Annotated in this window: 18 protein-coding genes, 1 tRNA gene and 1 riboswitch; of the genes, 8 read left to right on the top strand and 11 right to left on the bottom strand. The window is 68.3% G+C overall.

All coding sequences use genetic code 11. The annotated features are described in order from the left end of the window. Window positions 1–7: 7 nt before the first annotated feature. Window positions 8–631, top strand: a complete 624-nt coding sequence (locus tag H6844_11960) for a glutathione S-transferase family protein (protein MCB9930112.1) — start codon at window positions 8–10, stop codon at window positions 629–631. A 247-nt stretch (window positions 632–878) separates the two neighbouring features. Here H6844_11960 and H6844_11955 read toward each other — a convergent pair whose 3' ends face one another. The 11 genes from H6844_11955 to phnG all read right to left on the bottom strand — a co-directional run bounded on the left by H6844_11955 (window position 879) and on the right by phnG (window position 10,081). Beyond that, window positions 879–1,502: a thiamine phosphate synthase gene (locus tag H6844_11955; protein MCB9930111.1), complete on the bottom strand. Its 624-nt coding sequence runs from the start codon at window positions 1,500–1,502 to the stop codon at window positions 879–881. A gap of 176 nt (window positions 1,503–1,678) precedes the next feature. Beyond that, window positions 1,679–2,473, bottom strand: a complete 795-nt coding sequence (locus tag H6844_11950) for a thiazole synthase (protein MCB9930110.1) — start codon at window positions 2,471–2,473, stop codon at window positions 1,679–1,681. Window positions 2,474–2,482: 9 nt separating this feature from the next. Continuing rightward, complete coding sequence (gene thiS / locus H6844_11945; protein ID MCB9930109.1) at window positions 2,483–2,686, bottom strand: sulfur carrier protein ThiS; 204 nt, start codon at window positions 2,684–2,686, stop codon at window positions 2,483–2,485. Window positions 2,687–2,688: 2 nt separating this feature from the next. Continuing rightward, on the bottom strand, window positions 2,689–3,849 hold the full coding sequence (gene thiO / locus H6844_11940) for a glycine oxidase ThiO (GenBank protein MCB9930108.1): 1,161 nt from the start codon (window positions 3,847–3,849) through the stop codon (window positions 2,689–2,691). Then, window positions 3,843–3,951: riboswitch (TPP riboswitch) on the bottom strand. It overlaps the preceding gene by 7 nt. A 108-nt stretch (window positions 3,952–4,059) precedes the next feature. Then, window positions 4,060–5,196: an alpha-D-ribose 1-methylphosphonate 5-triphosphate diphosphatase gene (locus tag H6844_11935; protein ID MCB9930107.1), complete on the bottom strand. Its 1,137-nt coding sequence runs from the start codon at window positions 5,194–5,196 to the stop codon at window positions 4,060–4,062. Then, window positions 5,193–5,906: a phosphonate C-P lyase system protein PhnL gene (gene phnL / locus H6844_11930; protein ID MCB9930106.1), complete on the bottom strand. Its 714-nt coding sequence runs from the start codon at window positions 5,904–5,906 to the stop codon at window positions 5,193–5,195. Before phnL ends, H6844_11935 begins: the two co-directional genes overlap by 4 nt. Window positions 5,907–6,087: 181 nt before the next feature. Further along, window positions 6,088–6,864, bottom strand: coding sequence for a phosphonate C-P lyase system protein PhnK (gene phnK / locus H6844_11925; protein ID MCB9930105.1), 777 nt, complete (start codon window positions 6,862–6,864; stop codon window positions 6,088–6,090). Between the two features lie 168 nt (window positions 6,865–7,032). Beyond that, window positions 7,033–7,935, bottom strand: a complete 903-nt coding sequence (locus tag H6844_11920; GenBank protein MCB9930104.1) for an alpha-D-ribose 1-methylphosphonate 5-phosphate C-P-lyase PhnJ — start codon at window positions 7,933–7,935, stop codon at window positions 7,033–7,035. Continuing rightward, on the bottom strand, window positions 7,932–9,026 hold the full coding sequence (locus tag H6844_11915) for a carbon-phosphorus lyase complex subunit PhnI (protein ID MCB9930103.1): 1,095 nt from the start codon (window positions 9,024–9,026) through the stop codon (window positions 7,932–7,934). The genes H6844_11920 and H6844_11915 overlap by 4 nt, the downstream gene beginning before the upstream one ends. A 3-nt stretch (window positions 9,027–9,029) precedes the next feature. Then, window positions 9,030–9,635, bottom strand: a complete 606-nt coding sequence (gene phnH / locus H6844_11910; GenBank protein MCB9930102.1) for a phosphonate C-P lyase system protein PhnH — start codon at window positions 9,633–9,635, stop codon at window positions 9,030–9,032. Continuing rightward, entirely contained in the window at window positions 9,632–10,081 is a 450-nt protein-coding gene (phnG, locus tag H6844_11905) for a phosphonate C-P lyase system protein PhnG (protein ID MCB9930101.1), read from the bottom strand. Before phnG ends, phnH begins: the two co-directional genes overlap by 4 nt. A gap of 153 nt (window positions 10,082–10,234) precedes the next feature. Between phnG and phnF the strand changes: the two genes are divergently transcribed. The 7 genes from phnF to H6844_11870 all read left to right on the top strand — a co-directional run bounded on the left by phnF (window position 10,235) and on the right by H6844_11870 (window position 18,665). Beyond that, complete coding sequence (gene phnF, locus H6844_11900) at window positions 10,235–10,969, top strand: phosphonate metabolism transcriptional regulator PhnF (GenBank protein ID MCB9930100.1); 735 nt, start codon at window positions 10,235–10,237, stop codon at window positions 10,967–10,969. A 291-nt stretch (window positions 10,970–11,260) separates the two neighbouring features. Next, complete coding sequence (gene pepN, locus H6844_11895; GenBank protein ID MCB9930099.1) at window positions 11,261–13,882, top strand: aminopeptidase N; 2,622 nt, start codon at window positions 11,261–11,263, stop codon at window positions 13,880–13,882. Between the two features lie 21 nt (window positions 13,883–13,903). Further along, on the top strand, window positions 13,904–15,013 hold the full coding sequence (gene lpxD, locus H6844_11890) for a UDP-3-O-(3-hydroxymyristoyl)glucosamine N-acyltransferase (GenBank protein MCB9930098.1): 1,110 nt from the start codon (window positions 13,904–13,906) through the stop codon (window positions 15,011–15,013). An 83-nt stretch (window positions 15,014–15,096) separates the two neighbouring features. Further along, on the top strand, window positions 15,097–15,345 hold the full coding sequence (locus H6844_11885) for an acyl carrier protein (protein MCB9930097.1): 249 nt from the start codon (window positions 15,097–15,099) through the stop codon (window positions 15,343–15,345). A 9-nt stretch (window positions 15,346–15,354) separates the two neighbouring features. After that, on the top strand, window positions 15,355–16,566 hold the full coding sequence (locus H6844_11880) for a beta-ketoacyl-[acyl-carrier-protein] synthase family protein (GenBank protein ID MCB9930096.1): 1,212 nt from the start codon (window positions 15,355–15,357) through the stop codon (window positions 16,564–16,566). 12 nt (window positions 16,567–16,578) lie between these two features. Then, window positions 16,579–16,654, top strand: a tRNA-Ile gene (locus H6844_11875). Between the two features lie 130 nt (window positions 16,655–16,784). Then, window positions 16,785–18,665 (top strand): hypothetical protein, encoded by a 1,881-nt coding sequence (locus tag H6844_11870; GenBank protein MCB9930095.1) that lies wholly within the window; start codon window positions 16,785–16,787, stop codon window positions 18,663–18,665. The last annotated feature ends 21 nt before the right edge of the window (window positions 18,666–18,686 follow it).

The following is an 18,686-nucleotide window of genomic DNA, read 5'->3' as shown; positions in this document are numbered from 1 at the left end:
TCTGGCCATGGCGCTCACCCTCTACGACAACTGGGATTCCGGCAACGGCTACAAGGTGCGCCTCGCCCTGGCGCATCTGGGCCTCTCCTATCGTCTGGTCGACCTCGACACCGACCGGGGCGAGACGCGCACGCCGGACTTCCTGGCGATCAATCCGAACGGCAAAATCCCGGCGGTGGTGTTCGAGGACGGCCGCATCCTGTTCGAGTCCAACGCCATCCTCTGCTATCTGGCCGAGGGCTCGACCCTGATGCCGGCGGCGCCGTTCGCCCGCGCCCAGGTGCTGCAATGGCTGTTCTTCGAGCAATACAGCCACGAGCCGCAGGTGGCCGTCGCCCGCTATATCCGCCGCCATCTGGCCGAGGGCCATTCCCGCTATGCCGAACTGCCGGCCCGCATCGCCGGCGGCAACCGCGCGCTGGGCGTGATGGAGGGGCATTTGGCCGGCCGGGATTTCCTGGTGGGAGAGGGCTTCTCGGTCGCCGATATCGGCCTCTACGCCTACACCCATGTGGCGGCCCAGGGCGGTTTCGACCTGGGGCAATTCCCGGCGGTGCAAGCCTGGTGTGCGCGGGTGGCGGGATTGCCCGGCCACGTGCCGATGCTGGAAGGCCCGCCGCAGAGCCCCTGACTCTATCCGCCGTCACGCTTCGCCCGCCGCAGTTTGTGTGTCGCGGCCGCCGCGGAGCGGTGAGCTTGTGTGTCCCGGCCGCCGCGGAGCGTTGTGCCGGGATCGGTTGCTCTCGCGAACACCGGCGGCTGCGGTGTTCGCACGATGACATCGGCCCCGGATCGGCGCTCCGCACCGTCCGGGGTACATCGGCGCTCCGCAGGCTCCGGGGTCCACCGGCGCTCGGGCTACACTACCGCCAATCGGCTTAAGTGTTCCAAGCCTCGACAAACGCCCGCATCACCCGCGCCGGGTCGTCGGCGCGCATGACCTCGCCCATGACGGCGATGCCCTTGGCGCCGGTCGCCCGGCAGGCGGCGACGCGCTCCGGCGTCAGCCCGCCCAGCGCCACCAGCGGCAGAGGGCTCCCGCCAGCGATGGCGGCGAGGCGGTCCACGCCCAGGGCCGGGCCATAGCCGGGCTTGCTGCGCGTCAGGAAGATCGGGCTCAGGCTCGCATAGTCGGCGCCTGCCGCTGCGGCCGCTGCCACCGCCTCGGCCGTATGGCAGGAGCGGCCGATCAGGCAGCGCGGGTCCGCCCGGCGCTTCGCCGCCGTCACGTCGCCGCCCGCCGGCAGGTGCAGCGCCCGCAGACCCAGGCTCGCGGCCAGCGCCACGTCGTCGTGCACGCCCACCCGCGCCTTGTAGGGCTCGGCCCGCTTTACCAGCGTTTCGGCCAGGCGGCGGCGGTCGTGGGCGGGCAGGTCCTTCTCGCGCAGGCTGACCCAGCGGCAGCCGCCGTCGAAGGCCGCGGCGACCACGTCCGGCAGCGGCCGACCGGCTTGGCCCCGGTCGGTGATCAACAGCACGGGCGGGGAGGGGAGCGGGCGCATCGCAATCTCTCTCAGCTTTCCCGGCTCGAGCCGGGACCTCTTGCCGATCGAACTCTTCCGGAGGTCCCGGACAGGGCTGCGCCCTTCCGGGAAAGCTCATAGGGGCCGGACAGGGCTGCGCCCTTCCGGGAGAGCGCAGACGGCGGAGTGTCCGGCACGGTCTCCGCCGCCACGCCTCAGCCGCCGATCAGCCCCAGTTGCGGGCTCGACGGTTCGGCGCGGGCCAGCTTGGGGATGCGGCCGGCCAGGTGGGCGTCGCGGCCCGCCTGCACCGCCCGGCCCATGGCGCGGGCCATGCGCACAGGGTCCAGCGCCTTGGCGACCGCCGTGTTCAGCAGCACGCCGGAGCAGCCCAGTTCCATCGCAATCGCCGCGTCGCTGGCAGTGCCAAGCCCCGCGTCGCAGATCACCGGCACCGGCGAATCCGCCACGATCCGCGCCATTGCCGCCGGGTTGGCGACCCCCAGGCCGGAGCCGATGAACGAGCCCATCGGCATCACTGCCGCGCAGCCGACATCCGCCAGCTTGCGGCAGGTCACCGGGTCGTCGTTGGCGTAGGGCAGGACGGTGAAGCCGTCCTTGACCAGTTCCTCGGCGGCGCGCAGCAATTCCTCGACGTCGGGATAGAGCGTGTCGCGGTCGCCGATCACCTCCAGCTTGACCCAGTTGGTCTCCAGCGCCTCGCGCGCCAGTTGCGCGGTCAGCACCGCGTCCTTGGCGGTGGCGCAGCCGGCGGTGTTCGGCAGCAGGTGCTTGCCCGCCAGCACATCGGTCATGCTCTCGGCATAGGCTTCCAGCGAGATGCGGCGGATCGAGACGGTGACGATCTCGGCACCGCCGGCCTCCAGCGCATCCAGCATCACCTGCCGGTTCGGATAGCCGGCCGTGCCCAGCATCAGGCGCGAGCGGAAGCGGACGCCGCCGATTTCCAGCGCGTCGTCGGTCTCGGTTTTGGGGGCGGTCGTTTGCATGGTTGAGGCTCAGCCTCCGGAAAACGGTTTGACGATTTCGACGGCATCGCCGTCGGCAAGGGCGGTGGCGCTCCAGTCGGGCTTGCGCACGACGGCGCCGTTCAGCGCCACGGCGACGCCCTTGGCATCCGGCTGCACGCCTTCCTCGGTCAGCAGCGCGATCACGGTGGCGGCTGCGGACTGGCGCGGCTCGCCATTGACGGTCAGGGTCATGCTCATGCGACGGCCTTGGTGGTCGGGCGGGAGGCGAAGCGGTCGTTGGTGAAGGGCCGGGCGACCGCCGGCATGTCGTGGCCCAGCACCGCGGCGCCGACCGCGTCGGCGGTCATGGGGGCCAGCAGGATGCCGTTGCGGTGGTGGCCGGTGGCGAGGAACAGGCCCTCCACCGCCGTGGGGCCGAAGATCGGCGCGTCGTCGCGGCTGGTGGGGCGGAAGCCGGCCCAGGTCTCCACCACCGGCAGTTCCTCGATGGTGGGCAGCGCCCGCCAGGCGGTATCCAAAAGGGTCAGCAGGCCGCCGGCTGTGACTGTGTCGTCGAAGCCGCGTTCCTCCACCGTGGCGCCGATCAGCAGGCGGCCGTCGAGCCGGGGGATCAAATAGGTGGCCGGAGCCCACACCACGTGCGAGAGGATCGGCGCGGCCGGGTCCATCTGCACCGCCAGCATCTGGCCCTTGAGCGGGCGCACCGGCGGCTTTGCTTCCGGCGGGATGTTCCGGATCGCGCCGCACCAGGCCCCGGCGGCCAGCACCACCGCGTCGGCGGCGTGGACCTCGCCGGCAATGCGCACGCCGGTGGCGCGGTCGCCAACCGTCTCCAGCGCTTCGACCGGGGTGTGGGGGTGCAGGCGCACGCCGGCGCGCTCAGCCGCGACCACCAGGGCGCGCAGCACGTCGCGGTTCTCCACCTGGTGGTCGCCGGGGGAATAGACGCCCGCGGTGATGGTGCGGCCCAGATGCGGCTCGCGCCGCCGCGCCTCTGCCGGCGTCAGCCATTCCAGGGCCAGGCCGAGGCCGGTCTGATAGTCGTAATGATGGCGCAGGGCCGCCGCCTCGTCGCGGTTGGTGGCGACCACCAGCGTGCCCTCGTCGCGATAGCCGACCGAGACGCCGCTTGCCGCCTCCAGCGCGTCGCGGAAGGCGGGCCAGCGTTGCTGGCTGTCGAGGCAGAGCGCCGTCAGCGCTTCCTCGCCCGGCTCCGCCTCGACGCTGGCGGCCAGCATGCCGCCGGCGGCCCAGGTCGCGCCCTTTGTGCCGGGACCGATGGCGCCGGCGTCAAGGACGTCGACCGTGCAGCCGGCCTCCGCCAGCCGCCAGGCGATGGCAAGGCCGTTGATGCCGCCACCGATGATAAGGACCGATTTGCTCTTGGATGCCATTGTGAAGGCCTCCCTGCGCTGGCATTACCCAGATCAGGTGTGTTTCGGGTCTGCTCTCAGCCTTGCGCCACCCTATTGCGCAAAGCACCCCGGGCTAGAAACCCCCATATTCGATGCTGCGGGCGGGATGTCAATGGCAGCGGTGCGGCAGCGCCGGCGCGTCGCGGCCGGACTGCGATCCGATATCTTCCAAACCCGAACGCGTCGCCCTCAGGCCACCCGCCGGCCTTCGCGCCAGACGGCGCGGACCACGGGCACGCCCTCGACCAGCCGCACCTGCACCAGGTCGGCGCGCCGGCCTTCGGCGATCGAACCGCGGTCGCGGAGCCCGGCCATGGCGGCCGGTGCCGCGGTCACGGTGGCAATGGCGTCGGACAGGGGCAGGCCGGCGCGCTCGTGCAGCAGGAAGGCGGCGTGCAACAGGCTGAAGGGTGCGTAGTCGCTGGAAAGGCCATCCACCAGCCCTTCGTGCGCCAACTCCATGGCCGAGACATTGCCGGAATGGGACCCGCCGCGCACCACGTTCGGCGCGCCCATGACGACGCCGATCTTCGCCGCGTGCAGAGCCTTGGCCGCTTCCAGCGTGGTCGGGAATTCGGCGATGGCGATGCCGTCGGCGGCGGCCTCGGCCACATGCTCCAGCGTGGTGTCGTCGTGCGAGGCGACCGGCAGGTCCGCGCCCTTGGCCCGCCAGCGCGCCAGGATCTCGCGGCGATGGATCGGCACCAACTTCTGTCCGGTCTCGATCCGGTCGGCCACGCGCCGTTCGAAGGTCTCGCCGGGCATCAGGCGCGGGGTCAGGTAGACGCGATAGCTCTCCATGTCGCGCCATTGCCGCTGGCCGGGCGTGTGGTCCATCAGGCTGATGAGGCCGAACAGCGGCTCGTCCCAATAGGGCTCCAGCAGGCGCAGCACGCCGGGGTCCGGCAGTTCGCAGCGCAGGTGCAGCCGGTGCTCGGCGCGGAAGGCATCGGCGGCCATGCCCTGCTTGATGCCGTCGACGGAGAGTTGCAGGAATTCGCGCCGGCCCGGCGCGTCCGAATATTCGCCGACCGAGATCGAGTCGTAGACCGTGGTGATGCCGGCGCCGGCGCAGGCCGCGTCGTGTGCCAGGATCGCCGCCAGTGCCGACGGCCAGGTGATGCCGGGGCGGGGGCGCAGGTTCTTCTCGATATTGTCGGTGTGCAGTTCCACCAGGCCGGGGATCAAATAATCCCCCTCCAGGTCCTGCCCCTGTGTGGCGTCCGTTCCGATGGCGAGGATGCGGCCGTCTCGGATGGCGAGAGCGCCGGACATGACCCGGTCGCGTAGCACCAGCCGGGCGTTGGTCAGTGTGGTTTCACTCATGCGGCGGCTGCAAACTCCGTAACGTCGAACAGGCGGGTGGCGATGGCGTCGCGCACGGGCGCGTCATGGCAGATGGCGACGATGGCGGTGCCGGCGGCGCGCGCCTCGTTGACCAGGGCCACCACAGTCTCGCGGTTGGCCTGGTCGAGCGAGGCGGTCGGCTCGTCCAGCAGCAGGATAGGGTAGGCACGCACGAAGCTGCGGGCAATGTTCACGCGCTGCTGCTCGCCGCCGGAGAAGGTGGCGGGCGGCACGCTCCAGAGCCGCTCCGGCAAGGCCAGGCGGTGGAGCAGGGCGCGGGCGCGGGCCTCCGCCTCCTCCTGCGCGACGCCCTGGGCCAGCAGCGGCTCGGCGACGATGTCCAGGGTCGGCACCCGCGGAATGACCCGCAGGAACTGGCTCACATAGCCCATGGTCTGGCGCCGCACCGCCAGGATGGCGCGCGGCTCGGCCGTCACCATGTCGACCCAGGTCCCCTGGTGGCGGACATGGATATGGCCGGCATCCGGCAGGTAGTTGGCGTAGAGCGAGCGCAGCAGCGTGCTCTTGCCGCTACCGGACGGGCCGGCGAGCACCACGCACTCGCCGGGCGCGACGGTGAAGCTCACGTCCCGGAACACCGGCAGCCGCACGCCGCCCTGGGTGTGCAGGGTGAAGGTCTTGGCGAGGCTTTCGACCCGGAGAATGGGCGAGGGGGTCATGGATGACATTGTCCTTCCCCCGGACCCGCCTCACCCTGTCCATCCTCCAAACCCGTTTCACCCTGAGTAGCCCGGATGCAATCCGGGCGTATCGAAGGGCGTTTCGCGGCCGGCTTCGGAAGACCCTTCGATACGCGCTGCGCGCTGCTCAGGGTGAGACGGTCGGTGGTGGCGAGGAACTTCACGGCGTTCACCCCTGCAGCACGGCGGAGACGAGAAGCTGGGTGTAGGGATGGTGCGGGTCGTCCAGCACCTGGTCGGTCAGGCCGGCCTCCACCACCTCGCCGCCCTTCATCACCATCAGCCGGTCGGCCAGCAGGCGGACCACGGCCAGGTCGTGGGTCACCACCACCGCCGCCAGCCCCAGCGAGCGCACCAGCCCGCGCAGCAGGTCGAGCAGGCGCGCCTGCACGCTGACGTCCAGGCCGCCGGTGGGCTCGTCCATGAACACCAGGCGGGGTTTCGAGACCAGGATGCGGGCGATCTGCAGGCGCTGTTGCATGCCGCCGGAGAAGTCGCGCGGGCGGTCGTCCACGCGGTCCTCGGCGATCTCGACCCGGGAAAGCCAATCGAGCGCTTCCTGCCGGATGTTGGCGTAGTGGCGGGCGCCGACGGCCATCAGCCGTTCGCCGACATTGCCGCCGGCGGACACGCCCATGCGCAGGCCGTCGCGCGGGTTCTGGTGGACGATGCCCCAGTCGGTGCGCATCAAGAGGCGGCGTTCCGGCTCCGACAGGCGGAAAATGTCGGTCAGGCCATTGGTGCGCGTTGCGAAGCGGATGCGGCCGGCGCTGGGCTCCATCTTGGCGGAGAGGCAGTTCAGCAGCGTCGACTTGCCGCTGCCGCTCTCGCCGACAATGCCCAGCACCTCGCCCGGATAGAGCGTGAAGGAGACGTCCCGGCAGCCGACCCGGCCGCCGGGATAGAGCTTGGTGACGCCGTCGGCGGTGAGAAGGGGAGCGGTCATCGGCCGTCGCCCCCCATCTGGGCGTCATTGCGAGGAGCCGCAGGCGACGAAGCAATCCAGCAATGGCTCGCCTCGGGCGGGAGAGTGGCTGGATTGCCGCGCCCGCTCCGCGGGCTCGCAATGACGCCGCTGGAGGATAGGGAGAGGCTGGTCGCCACGCCCAGCGCTTTATTCGCCATAACCCGCCTCCTCGGCCTCCGCCGCCATTGGCCCGACATGGCCGGCGGCGCGGCGGCCGGTGCAATAGTCGCTGTCGGAGCAGACGAACATGTGCCCGCCCCGGTCGTCGAGGATCACCTCGTCCAGGAACGAGTCGGCGGCGCCGCAGAGGCCGCAAACCTCGTCCCATTCCTGCGGGCGGAACGGGTGGTCGTCGAAGTCCAGGCTCTTGACCGATGTGTAGGGCGGGATGGCGTAGATGCGCTTCTCGCGCCCCGCGCCGAACAATTGCAGCGCCGGCATGTCGTGCATTTTCGGATTGTCGAATTTCGGGATCGGCGACGGTGCGGTCACATAACGGCCGTTGGTCAGCACCGGATAGTCGTAGGTGACCGAGATCTCGCCGAAGCGGGCGATGTCTTCGTAGAGCTTCACCTGCATCAGGCCGTATTCCGCATAGGCGTGCATTTTTCGGCACTCGGTTTCGCGCGGCTCCAGCTTGCGCAGCGGCTCCGGGATCGGCACCTGGTAGACCAGGATCTGGTCGGCGCGCAGCGGCTCTTCCGGGATGCGGTGGCGGGTCTGGATGATGCTGGCCTCGGCGGTTTTCTCGGTGGTGCGCACGTCGGCGGTGACGGCGAAGAAGCGGCGGATGTTGACGGCGTTGGTCGTGTCGTCGGCGCCCTGGTCGATGACCTTGAGCGTGTCGTCCCGGCCCAGGATCGCCGCCGTCACCTGAATGCCGCCGGTGCCCCAGCCATAGGGCAGCGGCATTTCCCGTCCGCCGAACGGCACCTGGTAGCCGGGAATGGCGACGGCCTTCAGCAGCACTCGGCGGATCATCCGCTTGGTCTGCTCGTCCAGATAGGCGAAGTTGTAGGCGGTCGCGCCGCCGGCCTTCCGTTCGCTCATTCGGCGGCCTCCTGCCGCTCTTCGGTCATCTCGCGGCGCAGGCGACGCAGCAATTCCAGTTCCGACTGGAAGTCCACATAGTGCGGCAGCTTCAGGTGCTGGACGAAGCCCGATGCCTCGACATTGTCGGAATGGGAGAGGACGAATTCCTGGTCCTGAGCCGGGTGTTTCGCCTCCTCGCCGAATTCCTCGCAGCGCATGGCGCGATCGACCAGCGCCATGGCCATGGCCTTGCGCTCGGAATGGCCGAAGCTGATGCCATAGCCGCGGGTGAATTGCGGCGGCACGTCCTTCGCGCCCTCGAACTGGGTGACCATCTCGCACTCGGTGACGGTGATCGTGCCGAGCGAGACCGGGAAGCCCAGTTCCTCCGGCACGAATTCCACCTCCACCTCGCCCAGGCGGATTTCGCCGGCGAACGGGTGGACGCCGCCAAAGCCGCGCTGGGTGGAATAGCCGAGCGCCAGCACGAAGCCCTCGTCGCCGCGGAACAGGTTTTGCAGGCGCTGGTCGCGGCCCGCCGGAAAGCGCATCGGCTCACGGGTCAGATCGAACGGCTCCGCGTTCCCGTCTTCTGCGGCGGCGGGCTCTATCAGGCCCTGGGCGCCCAGCAGGTCGGCGACGCGGGGCATGTGCACGTCCAGCGCTTCCTCGGCGACGGGGGCTTCTGGCGCCGGCCGGTCTTCGTCCAGCAGCGAGAAATCCAGCAGGCGGTGGGTGTAATCGTAGGTCGGCCCCAGCACCTGGCCGCCCGGCAAATCCTTGAATGTGGCCGAGACCCGGCGGCGGACCAGCATGGTAGCGGTGTCGATCGGCTGCGACGATCCGAAGCGCGGCAATGTGGTACGATAGGCCCGCAACAAAAACACCGCTTCGACCAGATCGCCCTGGGCCTGTTTGATCGCCAGCGCGGCCAGCTCCGGATCGTACAGCGAGCCCTCGGTCATGACGCGGGCGACGGCCAGACCCATCTGCTCCTGAATTTGCCGGACCGAGAGTTCGGGCACGGCCGGGTCGCCGCGGCGGGTCTCGGCCAGCAGTTCGTGCGAGTTCTCGATGGCGCGTTCGCCACCCTTCACGGCCACATACACGGATCAGGCCTCCTCGATCGCGACGCCGCGCGGCAGACCCATCGCCCGGTCGCCGGCGGTCAGGATCACGTCGATGCCGCTAGGATAAAGGGCATGGTTGTCTGCCCATTGGTGGACAAATTTCGGCGGCAGTCCCTGCGGCGCGGCCATGGCCTCGCCCTTGATGCCGGGGCCGGTCAACCGTAGCGCCGGCCCGTCGGCCAGGGAGGGCAGGGCCAGGATCAGCGTGGCGGAGCGGTCGGGGTATTGCGGGTCGCCGATTGGGAAGGCGTGCAGGGGCGGCATGGAGGCGGGCGCGGCGATCACGGCAAAGGTTGCGCGCTCCGGGCGCTCCGCCAGGGGGCAGCCGCAGTGAAAGCGCAGGTGCGCCGCTGCGCTGGCGGCCGCGGAATCGAGCCAGACCGTCGTTTCCTGGTCGAACAGGGTCAAGGCCAGTGCGGTCAGCGCCGGTGTCCAGCCGTCGGGAAGAGCCTGCGGCGCCGGCAGGGAGACCAGCGTCCCCGGCCTGGCCATGGCATCGAGCAAGGCGCGGAAGCAACGCTGCGAATCGTGGACCGGATCGCGAAATCCGGGCAGCAGCGCGGCCGCGGGGGCGGCGGTGACGGTCATCGGGGATCCTCTCCGCGGACCAGGGTGAAGAAGTCGACCTTGGTGGCCGCGGCCTTGCGTCCCTGGGTCGTTCGCGCCTGCTCCAATGCGGCGGCAAGCGGGGGAAGGACCCGCTCCGCCAGGCTCGGGTCGCGCTGCAAGGTCGCATCCAGCAGGGCGATCAGCTCGGCTTTGCGCGGGTCGCGACCGGCGCAATAGCCGAACCCTGTCCAGCCACCCGGAAGTTGTACGGTCGCCCGGGTAACGGTCATCTCGCCCAGGTTAAAGCGGGCTCCGGAACCGCCCATTTTCCCTTGAACCATGACCGCTCCGGTCTCGGGCCTGCGCAACCATTTATGGTCGGTTTCCGACCCCCATTTTGTCCATAGCGAATTCAATGTATATACATTTGTCGATCCGAACAAATATAGCCATTGGTTGCGTGCGAATTTTTGTTTGGTGTCCATAGCTCGTCTCTTGACGCTTGCTCGGATTTTCAGGGGCGCTATAAGGATGGGCGCATCTTCCTACTAGGATGCCGTGTCGTTAGCATCGCGTCATCGTCCGATCGTGAAGCCGCTGACCGATGGTAGAGCCAGAAAAATAGAAAGAACAACGAAATGGGAGCCTCTGTCGTGTTGGTTCGTGGTGAAGGAAGCCCGCTGTGGCAGCAGATCGCCCGGCAGATTGAGCAAGATATACGCGGGCAAGTGTTACGCCCCGGTGACAAACTTCCAACGGAATGGGAACTGACTCAGCGATTTCAGGTTAATCGGCACACCGTGCGCCGCGCGCTGGCCTTTTTGGCCGAAACGGGGTCGATTCGGGCCGAACAGGGCCGTGGCACATTCGTGCAGGAGGGCACGGTCGACTATCCGATCAACCGCAAGACCCGGTTCGAAACCGTCGTGCGCGAGCGGAACCAGAAGCCGGGCGGCCGGCTGCTGAGCATCAGCGAGGAACGGGCGAGTTGCCGTTTTGCCGGGCCGTTGGAAATCACGGCCGGCACGGTGGTCAACGTGCTGGAAGTGTTGCGCACGGCCGACGGTTTTCCGGTGTCGATGGTGACCCATGTGTACGAAAAGGCCCGCTTTCCGCGAGTGGCGCAGGTGGTCGCGGAAAACGGATCGATTGTCGATGCGATGGTCGATGCCGGTCTGGCGAACTATTCCCGCACCGATACCAAGGTGACCGCCCGCCTGCCGTCGCCGCACGAAACCCGTTTGCTGCAAACGTCCAAAACCCGTCCGGTCCTGCTGGTCGAGGCGTTGGAGGTGGATTCGATCGGCGTGCCGCTGATGATCAGTTACACCCGGTTTCCCGCCGACAGGGTGCAACTGGTTTTCAAATCCTAACCGCCCGCTGCGTCGGCGCGCCGGCCCCCGATCCACGGGCGGGCGGCGCGCCGGACGCGGTTCGGCCGGCAGGCGGTTCGGCAGCGGGTTTGTGCGCCAATCGGGCGGAACCGCGCCCCGGTGAACCATTGCGCGGTCGATGGGGATGGCCGCCGTCGCCGTTTTGCCGCCGCCGCAGGCCGGCGGGCCCTTCCCAACCGTTGGCGCATCCGCCACTCTTCCCATATGCAATGAAGGGACCGATGCGGAGCGCTGCCGATGGCGCTCCGAGCCGTCAATGAAAGGCGCGTCATGCGAACCGACGACCCGCAAACGATCCGCTTGGCCGACTACCGCCCGCCCGCCTTCCTGGTCGGGCATGTGGCGCTGACCTTCGACCTGGACGACCATGCGACGGTGGTGGAAGCGGTGCTGCAACTGCGGCGGAATCCCGCCCATGGCGACGCCGCGGCGCCGCTCTATCTGGACGGTGAGGCGCTGGAATTGCTGCATCTGTCGCTGGACGGGGCCGTTCTCGACGAGGATCGCTACACGGTCGATGCGGAGGGAATGACCATCCGGGATGTGCCGGACGCCTTCACGCTCACCAGCCGCGTGCGCATCGACCCGGCGGGCAACACCCGGCTGGAAGGGCTGTACCGTTCCGGCAGCGCGTTCTGCACCCAGTGCGAGGCGGAAGGCTTCCGCCGCATCACCTTTTTCCCCGACCGGCCGGACGTGATGACCACTTTCCGGGTCACCGTGCGCGCCGACCGCGAGGCCTGCCCGGTGCTGCTTTCCAACGGCAATCTGGCGGCGGAAGGCGCGTTGGACGGGGGGCGCCATTTCGCGGTTTGGGAAGACCCGCACCCGAAGCCCTCCTATCTCTTCGCCCTGGTCGCAGGGCAGTTGGAGGCGCTGGAGGACCGGTTCCGCACCGCGTCGGGCCGCGACGTGGCACTTTATATCTATACCGAACCCGGCGAGTCCGCCCGGGCGACCTATGCCATGGACGCGCTGAAACGCTCCATGACCTGGGACGAGGAGGTGTTCGGCCTCGAATACGACCTGGACCGGTTCAACATCGTCGCCGTCAGCGATTTCAACATGGGCGCGATGGAGAACAAGAGCCTCAACGTCTTCAATTCCAAGTACATCCTGGCCGACCCGGACAGCGCCACCGACACCGACTATGCCGGCATCGAGCGGGTGGTGGCGCATGAGTATTTCCACAACTGGACCGGCGACCGCGTCACCTGCCGCGACTGGTTCCAGCTCTCGCTGAAGGAAGGGCTGACGGTCTTCCGCGACCAGCAGTTCTCCGCCGACATGCGCGACGCGGCCGTGCAACGGATCGACGACGTGCGCACCCTGCGCGCGCGGCAGTTCCCGGAGGATTCGGGGCCGACCGCCCACCCGATCCGGCCGGACTCCTATATGGAGATCAACAACTTCTACACGCCCACCATTTACGAAAAAGGTGCGGAAGTGGTGCGGCTGCTCCACAGCCAGCTGGGGGCGGAGGGCTTCCGCAAGGGCATGGACCTCTATATCCGGCGCCACGACAACCAGGCGGTCACCTGCGACGACTTCCGCCGCGCCATGGCCGACGCCAACGGGCTGGACCTGGAGCCGTTCGCGATCTGGTACAGCCAGGCGGGAACGCCCCGGGTGACGGCGCACGGCGTCTATGACGCCATGGGCGAGACCTACACCCTGACGCTGCACCAGCAGACGCCGCCCACCCCCGGTCAGCCGCAGAAGCGGCCGCTGCCGATTCCGCTGGCGCTGGGTCTGGTGGGGCCGGATGGGGCCGACCTGCCGCTGGTGCTGCATGGCGAGGCGCTGGAGCGGCCGGTCATCACCCTCACCGAAGCCGAGCAGGCCTTCACCTTCGAGCAGGTGCCGGTGGAACCGGTCGTCTCGCTGAACCGCGGCTTCTCCGCGCCCATTATCCTGCGGCAGGAAATCCAGCCCGAGCAGCGGGCCTTCCTGGCCGCCGGCGACCCGGACCCGTTCAATCGCTGGGAGGCGATGCAGCAGTTGGCGACCGAGGCCCTGCTGGCGCGCATCGCCGATGCGGAGGCGGCATGGCCGGACGCGCTGCTGGACGCCTTCGCGCGCAATCTGACGGCGGACGACCTCTCGCCCGCCTTCCGCGCCGCCCTGCTGACCCTGCCGAGCGAGGACTATCTGGCCGAACAGCAGGCGGTGATCCATCCGGACGCCACCCACGCCGCGCGTGAGGCGCTGCGGGCCGATCTGGCGCACCGCCACGCCGACGCCTTCCGCCGGCTCTACGAGGGCTATCGCGCCAACGCGCCCTACAACCCGGATGCGGACAGCGCCGGGCGGCGGGCGTTGCAGAATGTGGCGCTGGCCTATCGCACCGCCGGGCCGGAGGGCAGCGCTCCCGCGGAGGCGCAGTTCGACGCCGCCGACAACATGACCGACCGGCTGGCGGCGCTCAGCCTGTTGAACCAGATGCCGGGCGCGGCGCGCGACCGGGCCCTGGCCGCGTTTGCCGAGCGCTTCGACGGCGACGCGCTGGTGATGGACAAATGGTTCTCGCTCCAGGCGAGTGCGCCCTTGCCGGATGCGGCGGCGCATGTGCGCCAGATGATGCGGCACCCGCGCTTCAGCCTCACCAACCCGAACAAGGTGCGGGCGCTGGTCGGCGCCTTCGCCATGGCCAACCCGACCGGCTTCCATGCCGCCGACGGCAGCGGCTATGCCTTCCTGGCCGAGCAGATCACGGCGTTGAACGCGCTCAATCCGCAGATTGCCGCCCGGCTGGTCGGGCCGCTCGGCCGGTGGCGCCGGTTCGACCCGGGGCGGCAGGCGAAGATGCAGGCCGCGCTGCGCGACATTGCAGCAACCCCCGATCTGGCGCGCGACTTGGTTGAGGTGGTAAGCAAGTCGCTCGCCGACTGAGCCCGATCCTGAAAGAGCGCCATGCCCGCCCCCTACACCCTGGCCGAGATCGCGGCCGCCCTCGACGCCGCGGTCGAGGGCGATGCCGGCCTCTCTGTGCAGCGCCTGATGCACCCGCTGGAGGCCTCGCGCCCCGACGATCTGATTTTCGTCATGGCGCCGGAACTGGCCGCGCGCCTGGGCGAAAGCCCGGTGCGCCAGGCGGTGCTGGCCGAGGGGTTGGAGGCGCCGCCCGGTTCGCTCGACGCCTGGATCACGGTGCCGCGGCCGCGCTTCGCGCTGGGCCTGTTGCTCGACCTGTTCGAGCGCCGGCCCTACAGCCCGCCGGGGGTCCACCCCAGCGCGGTCGTCGAGGCGGGCGTGGAACTGGGCGACGGCGTTTCCATCGGTGCGCTGGCCTATGTCGGCCCGAACGCGCGAATCGGGGCCGGCACCGCCGTGCTGCCGCAGGCGACGGTGGGCGCGGACGCCAGGATCGGAGCGGACGGCCTGATCTATCCGGGCGTGCGAATCGGCGAGCGGGTGGAAATCGGCGACCGGGTGATCATCCACCACAATGCCAGCATCGGCAGCGACGGCTTTTCCTATGTCACGCCGCAACAGGCCAGCTTCGAGGCGGCGAAGTCCAGCGGCGACCGGGTGGCCGAACAGGCCCAGATCAAAGGGTTGCGCCGCATCGCCTCCATCGGCACGGTGCAGATTGGCGACGACGTGGAGATCGGGGCGTGCGCCGCTGTGGATCGCTCCAATATCGGCGCCACGGTGATCGGGCGCGGCACCAAGCTGGATAACCACGTCCAGATCGGTCACAATGTGCGGATCGGCGAAGACTGTCTGTTTTCGGGGCAGGTAGGGATTGCCGGCAGTGTCCGGGTCGGCAACCGGGTGGTGCTGGCGGGTCAGGTCGGCGTTGCGGATCATCTGGTGATCGGCGACGATGCGGTGGTCGGCGGCGGCAGCGGCCTGTGGAAAAACGTCGAGCCCGGCCAGGTGGTGATGGGGTATCCGGCCGTGCCGAAGTCGGACGCGCTGCGGCAACAGGCGGATTTGGCCCGCCTGCCACGGTTGCTGCGCGACATGGCTACGCTGAAGCGACAGGTTGCGGCATTGCTACAAGGCCGCGCAGAATAGCCTATCGCCGCTTTGGGAAATCTTGCTATAGGCAATCCAATCGGCATCGGCAGGCGGCCGGTGCAGTCATATGAGGCAACGGAATGGCGGAAGTACGCGACAAGATCATCCAGATCATTGCCACGGAGTGCGAGGTCGATGCGGCCAAGATTGTGCCGGAGGCCACGCTGGATGACCTTGGCATCTCCTCGGTGGATTTGGTCCAGGTGATGTTCCAGATCGAGGAAGAGTTCGACGTGTATCTGGCAGACGAGGAAATCGGCGCCGACACCGAGAGCGTCGGTCAATTGCTGGATGCGGTTGAAAAGCTGATCGCTGACAAGTCGGCCTAAGGCAAAGCCATGCATCGTGTTGTGATTACCGGGGTCGGTTGCGTCTCCGCACTGGGCCTGACGGCGCCTGCGCACATTCAGGCGACGCGGGAGGGTGTCAGCGGGCTGGCGACGGTGACCCAGGTCGATCCCGATCGCCTGCAATCCAAGGTCGCGGCCGAGCTCAAGAATTTCGATCCGGCCGACCATCTGGATCGCAAGACCCTGGGCATGGTCGACCGCGTCGCCGTGCTGGGCTTGGTTGCCGGCGCGGAGGCCATTGCCGATTCCGGCCTGACCTTCGACGGCGAACTGGCGGAGCTGACCGCGGTGATCCTGGGCACCGGCGTCGGCGGCATGAACACGGTCGACGACAATTTTTATCGCCTGTATGCCGAGGGCGCGCAGCGCCTGCATCCGTTCGTCATTCCGAAGCTGATGGCGAACGCTGCCGCCAGCCAGATCACCATGGCCCACGGGATTCGCGGGCCGGCCTACAGCATCGCGTCGGCCTGCTCGTCCTCGAACCATGCGATTGGCGAGGCGTATCTGAAAGTGCGCTCCGGCCATATGCGGGCGGCGGTAACCGGCGGCTGCGAAAGCTGCATCACCTTCGGCACGCTCAAAGGGTGGGAGGCGCTGCGGGTGATGGCGCCCGATGTCTGCCGGCCGTTCAGCAAGGACCGCAAGGGCATGGTGCTGGGCGAGGGCGCCGGCATCGTCGTGCTGGAGCGCCTGGAAGACGCCCGCGCGCGTGGCGCCAAAATCTATGGCGAGATCGCGGGCTTCGGCACCTCGTCCGATGCGGGCGACCTGGTGCAGCCGTCGGCCGACGGCGCGGCGCGGGCGATCCGCGGCGCGTTGCGCGACGCGGGCCTGAACCCGGACGATATCGATTACGTCAACGCCCACGGCACCGGCACGCCGGCCAACGACCCGACCGAGACCGAGGCGCTGAAAATGGCCTTGGGCGAGCGGGCGCGGGCCATTGGCATTTCGTCGACCAAGTCGATGCACGGCCATGCGCTGGGCGCGGCCGGTGCGCTGGAACTGATCGCCACGCTGGGCACGTTCGACGGCATCTTGCCGCCGACGATTTCCTTCACGGAAGCCGACCCGGCCTGCGACCTGGATTACATCCCGAATGTGGCGCGGGAAGCCCCGGTGCGGGCGGCGCTTTCCAACAGCTTCGCCTTCGGCGGGTTGAATGCGGTGTTGGCCTTGCGCCGATTCGCGGCATAATCCCACCCTGGCGGGCCTGTAGTTCAGCGGTCAGAACGCGCGGCTCATAACCGCGTTGTCCCAGGTTCGAATCCTGGCGGGCCCACCATCTCCTTCTTCCATTTGCTACCATGGGTGGCGGGCTGCTGCGGTTTCGCCTGGAGCGGCAAGCCGTTCTGCGGTATGGTTTATTCTCCAGCGGCGCAGGGGACGCCACCATTGCGTGGAGGATATGGCAGATGGGGTTGCTTCGGATTCTCGCCTGGATCATCGGCGCGATCGTGGTCATCTATCTCGGCGCCATGATCTATTTCTGGCCGGGGGATTTGCCGCCGGTCGCCTATGACAAGGTCGATACCAAGGTGATCGACCTGTCCTATGGCAACGGCCTCGCCGGCGACAACAAGGACAGATTCTACCACACCAGCCAGGGCGCGGAGATCTTCCCGATCCGCATGTTGCGGGCGCTGACCGACCCGAAGACCGGCAAGCCGTTCATGGAGGATCTGGAGCGGTTCGGTCTGATGCCCGACCCGAAGCGCGACGATGGCCTGGCGGTCGGCCTCACCCTGGCCCGGAACGACTTCACCGCCGGGCTGGAAATGGTCGGCATCACCTGCTCGGCCTGCCACACCGGCGAGTTCCGCTACAACGGCAAGGGCGTGCGCGTCGACGGCGCGCCCAACATGTTCGACATGCAGACCTTCTATGCCGACATGTTCGGCGCGGTTGTGGCGCTGAAGGACAATGGCGAGTTGCGACGCCAGTTCCTGGAGCGGCTGTTCCAGCAGGCCTATGGCGAATACGGCTGGCTGGCGCCGGTGATCCGCCCGGCGGTGCTGCTGGGCCAGGCGGTGGGCCTGCTGACCCATATCGACGAGCTCAAGGCGCGGGCCAGCCTTGCCAAGGTGATTGCCAAGGCGGTCGAGCGGCGCAACGCCAAGCCGGAATGCCAGGGGCCGAAGGCGCAATGCACCTCCGGCTTCGGGCGGCTGGATGCGTTCAACGGCACCCGCAATTTCATCCTGGCCCAGCTCAGCGACGACAATCTGGTGGAGTTGAACGCGCCGTCGAAATTCCCGCCGGTCTGGAATTTCAAGGACTATCGCTGGGTGGAATGGACCCAGAACACCAATTCGGTGATGGAACGCAATTTCACCGAGACCATGGGCGCGGGCGCCACGGTGAAGCTGTTGCCGGACCAGGGCGACGAGCGTTTCACAAGCTCGATTCCGGTGCGCAACATGCGCGAACTGGAAGTGCTCTCGTACAATATCACGCCGCCGAAATGGCCGGAGCAGGTGTTCGGCAAGATCGACCCGGCGCTGGCCGGCCAGGGCAAGGCGATCTATGACGCGACGTGCGCCCGCTGCCACGAATACGGCGCGAGCGATTACACCGACACCGGGCTGCTGGAACTGCGCCGGTACGCGCCGGGGCTGGAGACACCGATTCCCGGCGTGCCGTCGGTCGGAACGGATGCCGGGGCGGCGCTGACCGTCGCCTGTCCGGTGCCGAATCCGGGCGACCTGCCGCAGGTGGCCGGCTTCAAGAAGCGCCAGTATTCGGCCGAGGACGCGACCTTGCTGAAAGACTGCAAGGGTGTCACCGCCGGCCAGCCGTTCGAGGGCTATGCCTTCGCGACGGTGGTGGCGGCTGCGGTCAAGGCGGTCATGGACAAGGCCGTTATCGCCGACAATGTCAGCGAGTCCGAACTGCGCGAGTACGAGGATCTGGACCGGCGCGGCAAGATCTACTGGCGCGACACCGTCCTGCCGGATGGCGGCGACGACGCCAAGCCCTATCTGGGCGACGGCAAGCCGTATGCGGCCCGGCCGCTCTACGGCACCTGGGCGGCGGCGCCCTATCTGCACAACGGCTCGGTGCCGACCCTGGCCGACCTGCTGGAGAAGGCGAACGACCGGCCCAAGGAGTTCCCGCTGGGCCAGCGCGACTATGACCCGGTCCGGGTCGGGTTCCAGATCGATCTGCCGCGCGACCAGTGGAAATACACCGTGAAGACCTCGGAGACCGGCAACGGCAATGGCGGCCACGAATACGGCACCGATCTCTCGGCCGACGACAAGCGGGCGCTGCTGGAATATCTGAAGACGAAGTAGCCGGCGGCACCCCCGGACGGC

The organism is Alphaproteobacteria bacterium, assembly GCA_020638555.1.
Taxonomy (GTDB): domain Bacteria; phylum Pseudomonadota; class Alphaproteobacteria; order Bin95; family Bin95; genus JACKII01.
This window is presented reverse-complemented; position numbering and strand designations above follow the sequence as displayed.

Excerpts from the sequence above, each read along its gene's own strand:
- H6844_11960 (MCB9930112.1), top strand. The coding sequence starts at position 8 with ATGGCGCTCACCCTCTACGACAACTGGGATTCCGGCAACGGCTACAAG.
- H6844_11955 (MCB9930111.1), bottom strand. The coding sequence starts at position 1,502 with ATGCGCCCGCTCCCCTCCCCGCCCGTGCTGTTGATCACCGACCGGGGC.
- H6844_11950 (MCB9930110.1), bottom strand. The coding sequence starts at position 2,473 with ATGCAAACGACCGCCCCCAAAACCGAGACCGACGACGCGCTGGAAATC.
- thiS (MCB9930109.1), bottom strand. The coding sequence starts at position 2,686 with ATGACCCTGACCGTCAATGGCGAGCCGCGCCAGTCCGCAGCCGCCACC.
- thiO (MCB9930108.1), bottom strand. The coding sequence starts at position 3,849 with ATGGCATCCAAGAGCAAATCGGTCCTTATCATCGGTGGCGGCATCAAC.
- H6844_11935 (MCB9930107.1), bottom strand. The coding sequence starts at position 5,196 with ATGAGTGAAACCACACTGACCAACGCCCGGCTGGTGCTACGCGACCGG.
- phnL (MCB9930106.1), bottom strand. The coding sequence starts at position 5,906 with ATGTCATCCATGACCCCCTCGCCCATTCTCCGGGTCGAAAGCCTCGCC.
- phnK (MCB9930105.1), bottom strand. The coding sequence starts at position 6,864 with ATGACCGCTCCCCTTCTCACCGCCGACGGCGTCACCAAGCTCTATCCC.
- H6844_11920 (MCB9930104.1), bottom strand. The coding sequence starts at position 7,935 with ATGAGCGAACGGAAGGCCGGCGGCGCGACCGCCTACAACTTCGCCTAT.
- phnH (MCB9930102.1), bottom strand. The coding sequence starts at position 9,635 with ATGACCGTCACCGCCGCCCCCGCGGCCGCGCTGCTGCCCGGATTTCGC.
- phnG (MCB9930101.1), bottom strand. The coding sequence starts at position 10,081 with ATGGACACCAAACAAAAATTCGCACGCAACCAATGGCTATATTTGTTC.
- phnF (MCB9930100.1), top strand. The coding sequence starts at position 10,235 with ATGGGAGCCTCTGTCGTGTTGGTTCGTGGTGAAGGAAGCCCGCTGTGG.
- pepN (MCB9930099.1), top strand. The coding sequence starts at position 11,261 with ATGCGAACCGACGACCCGCAAACGATCCGCTTGGCCGACTACCGCCCG.
- lpxD (MCB9930098.1), top strand. The coding sequence starts at position 13,904 with ATGCCCGCCCCCTACACCCTGGCCGAGATCGCGGCCGCCCTCGACGCC.
- H6844_11885 (MCB9930097.1), top strand. The coding sequence starts at position 15,097 with ATGGCGGAAGTACGCGACAAGATCATCCAGATCATTGCCACGGAGTGC.
- H6844_11880 (MCB9930096.1), top strand. The coding sequence starts at position 15,355 with ATGCATCGTGTTGTGATTACCGGGGTCGGTTGCGTCTCCGCACTGGGC.
- H6844_11870 (MCB9930095.1), top strand. The coding sequence starts at position 16,785 with ATGGGGTTGCTTCGGATTCTCGCCTGGATCATCGGCGCGATCGTGGTC.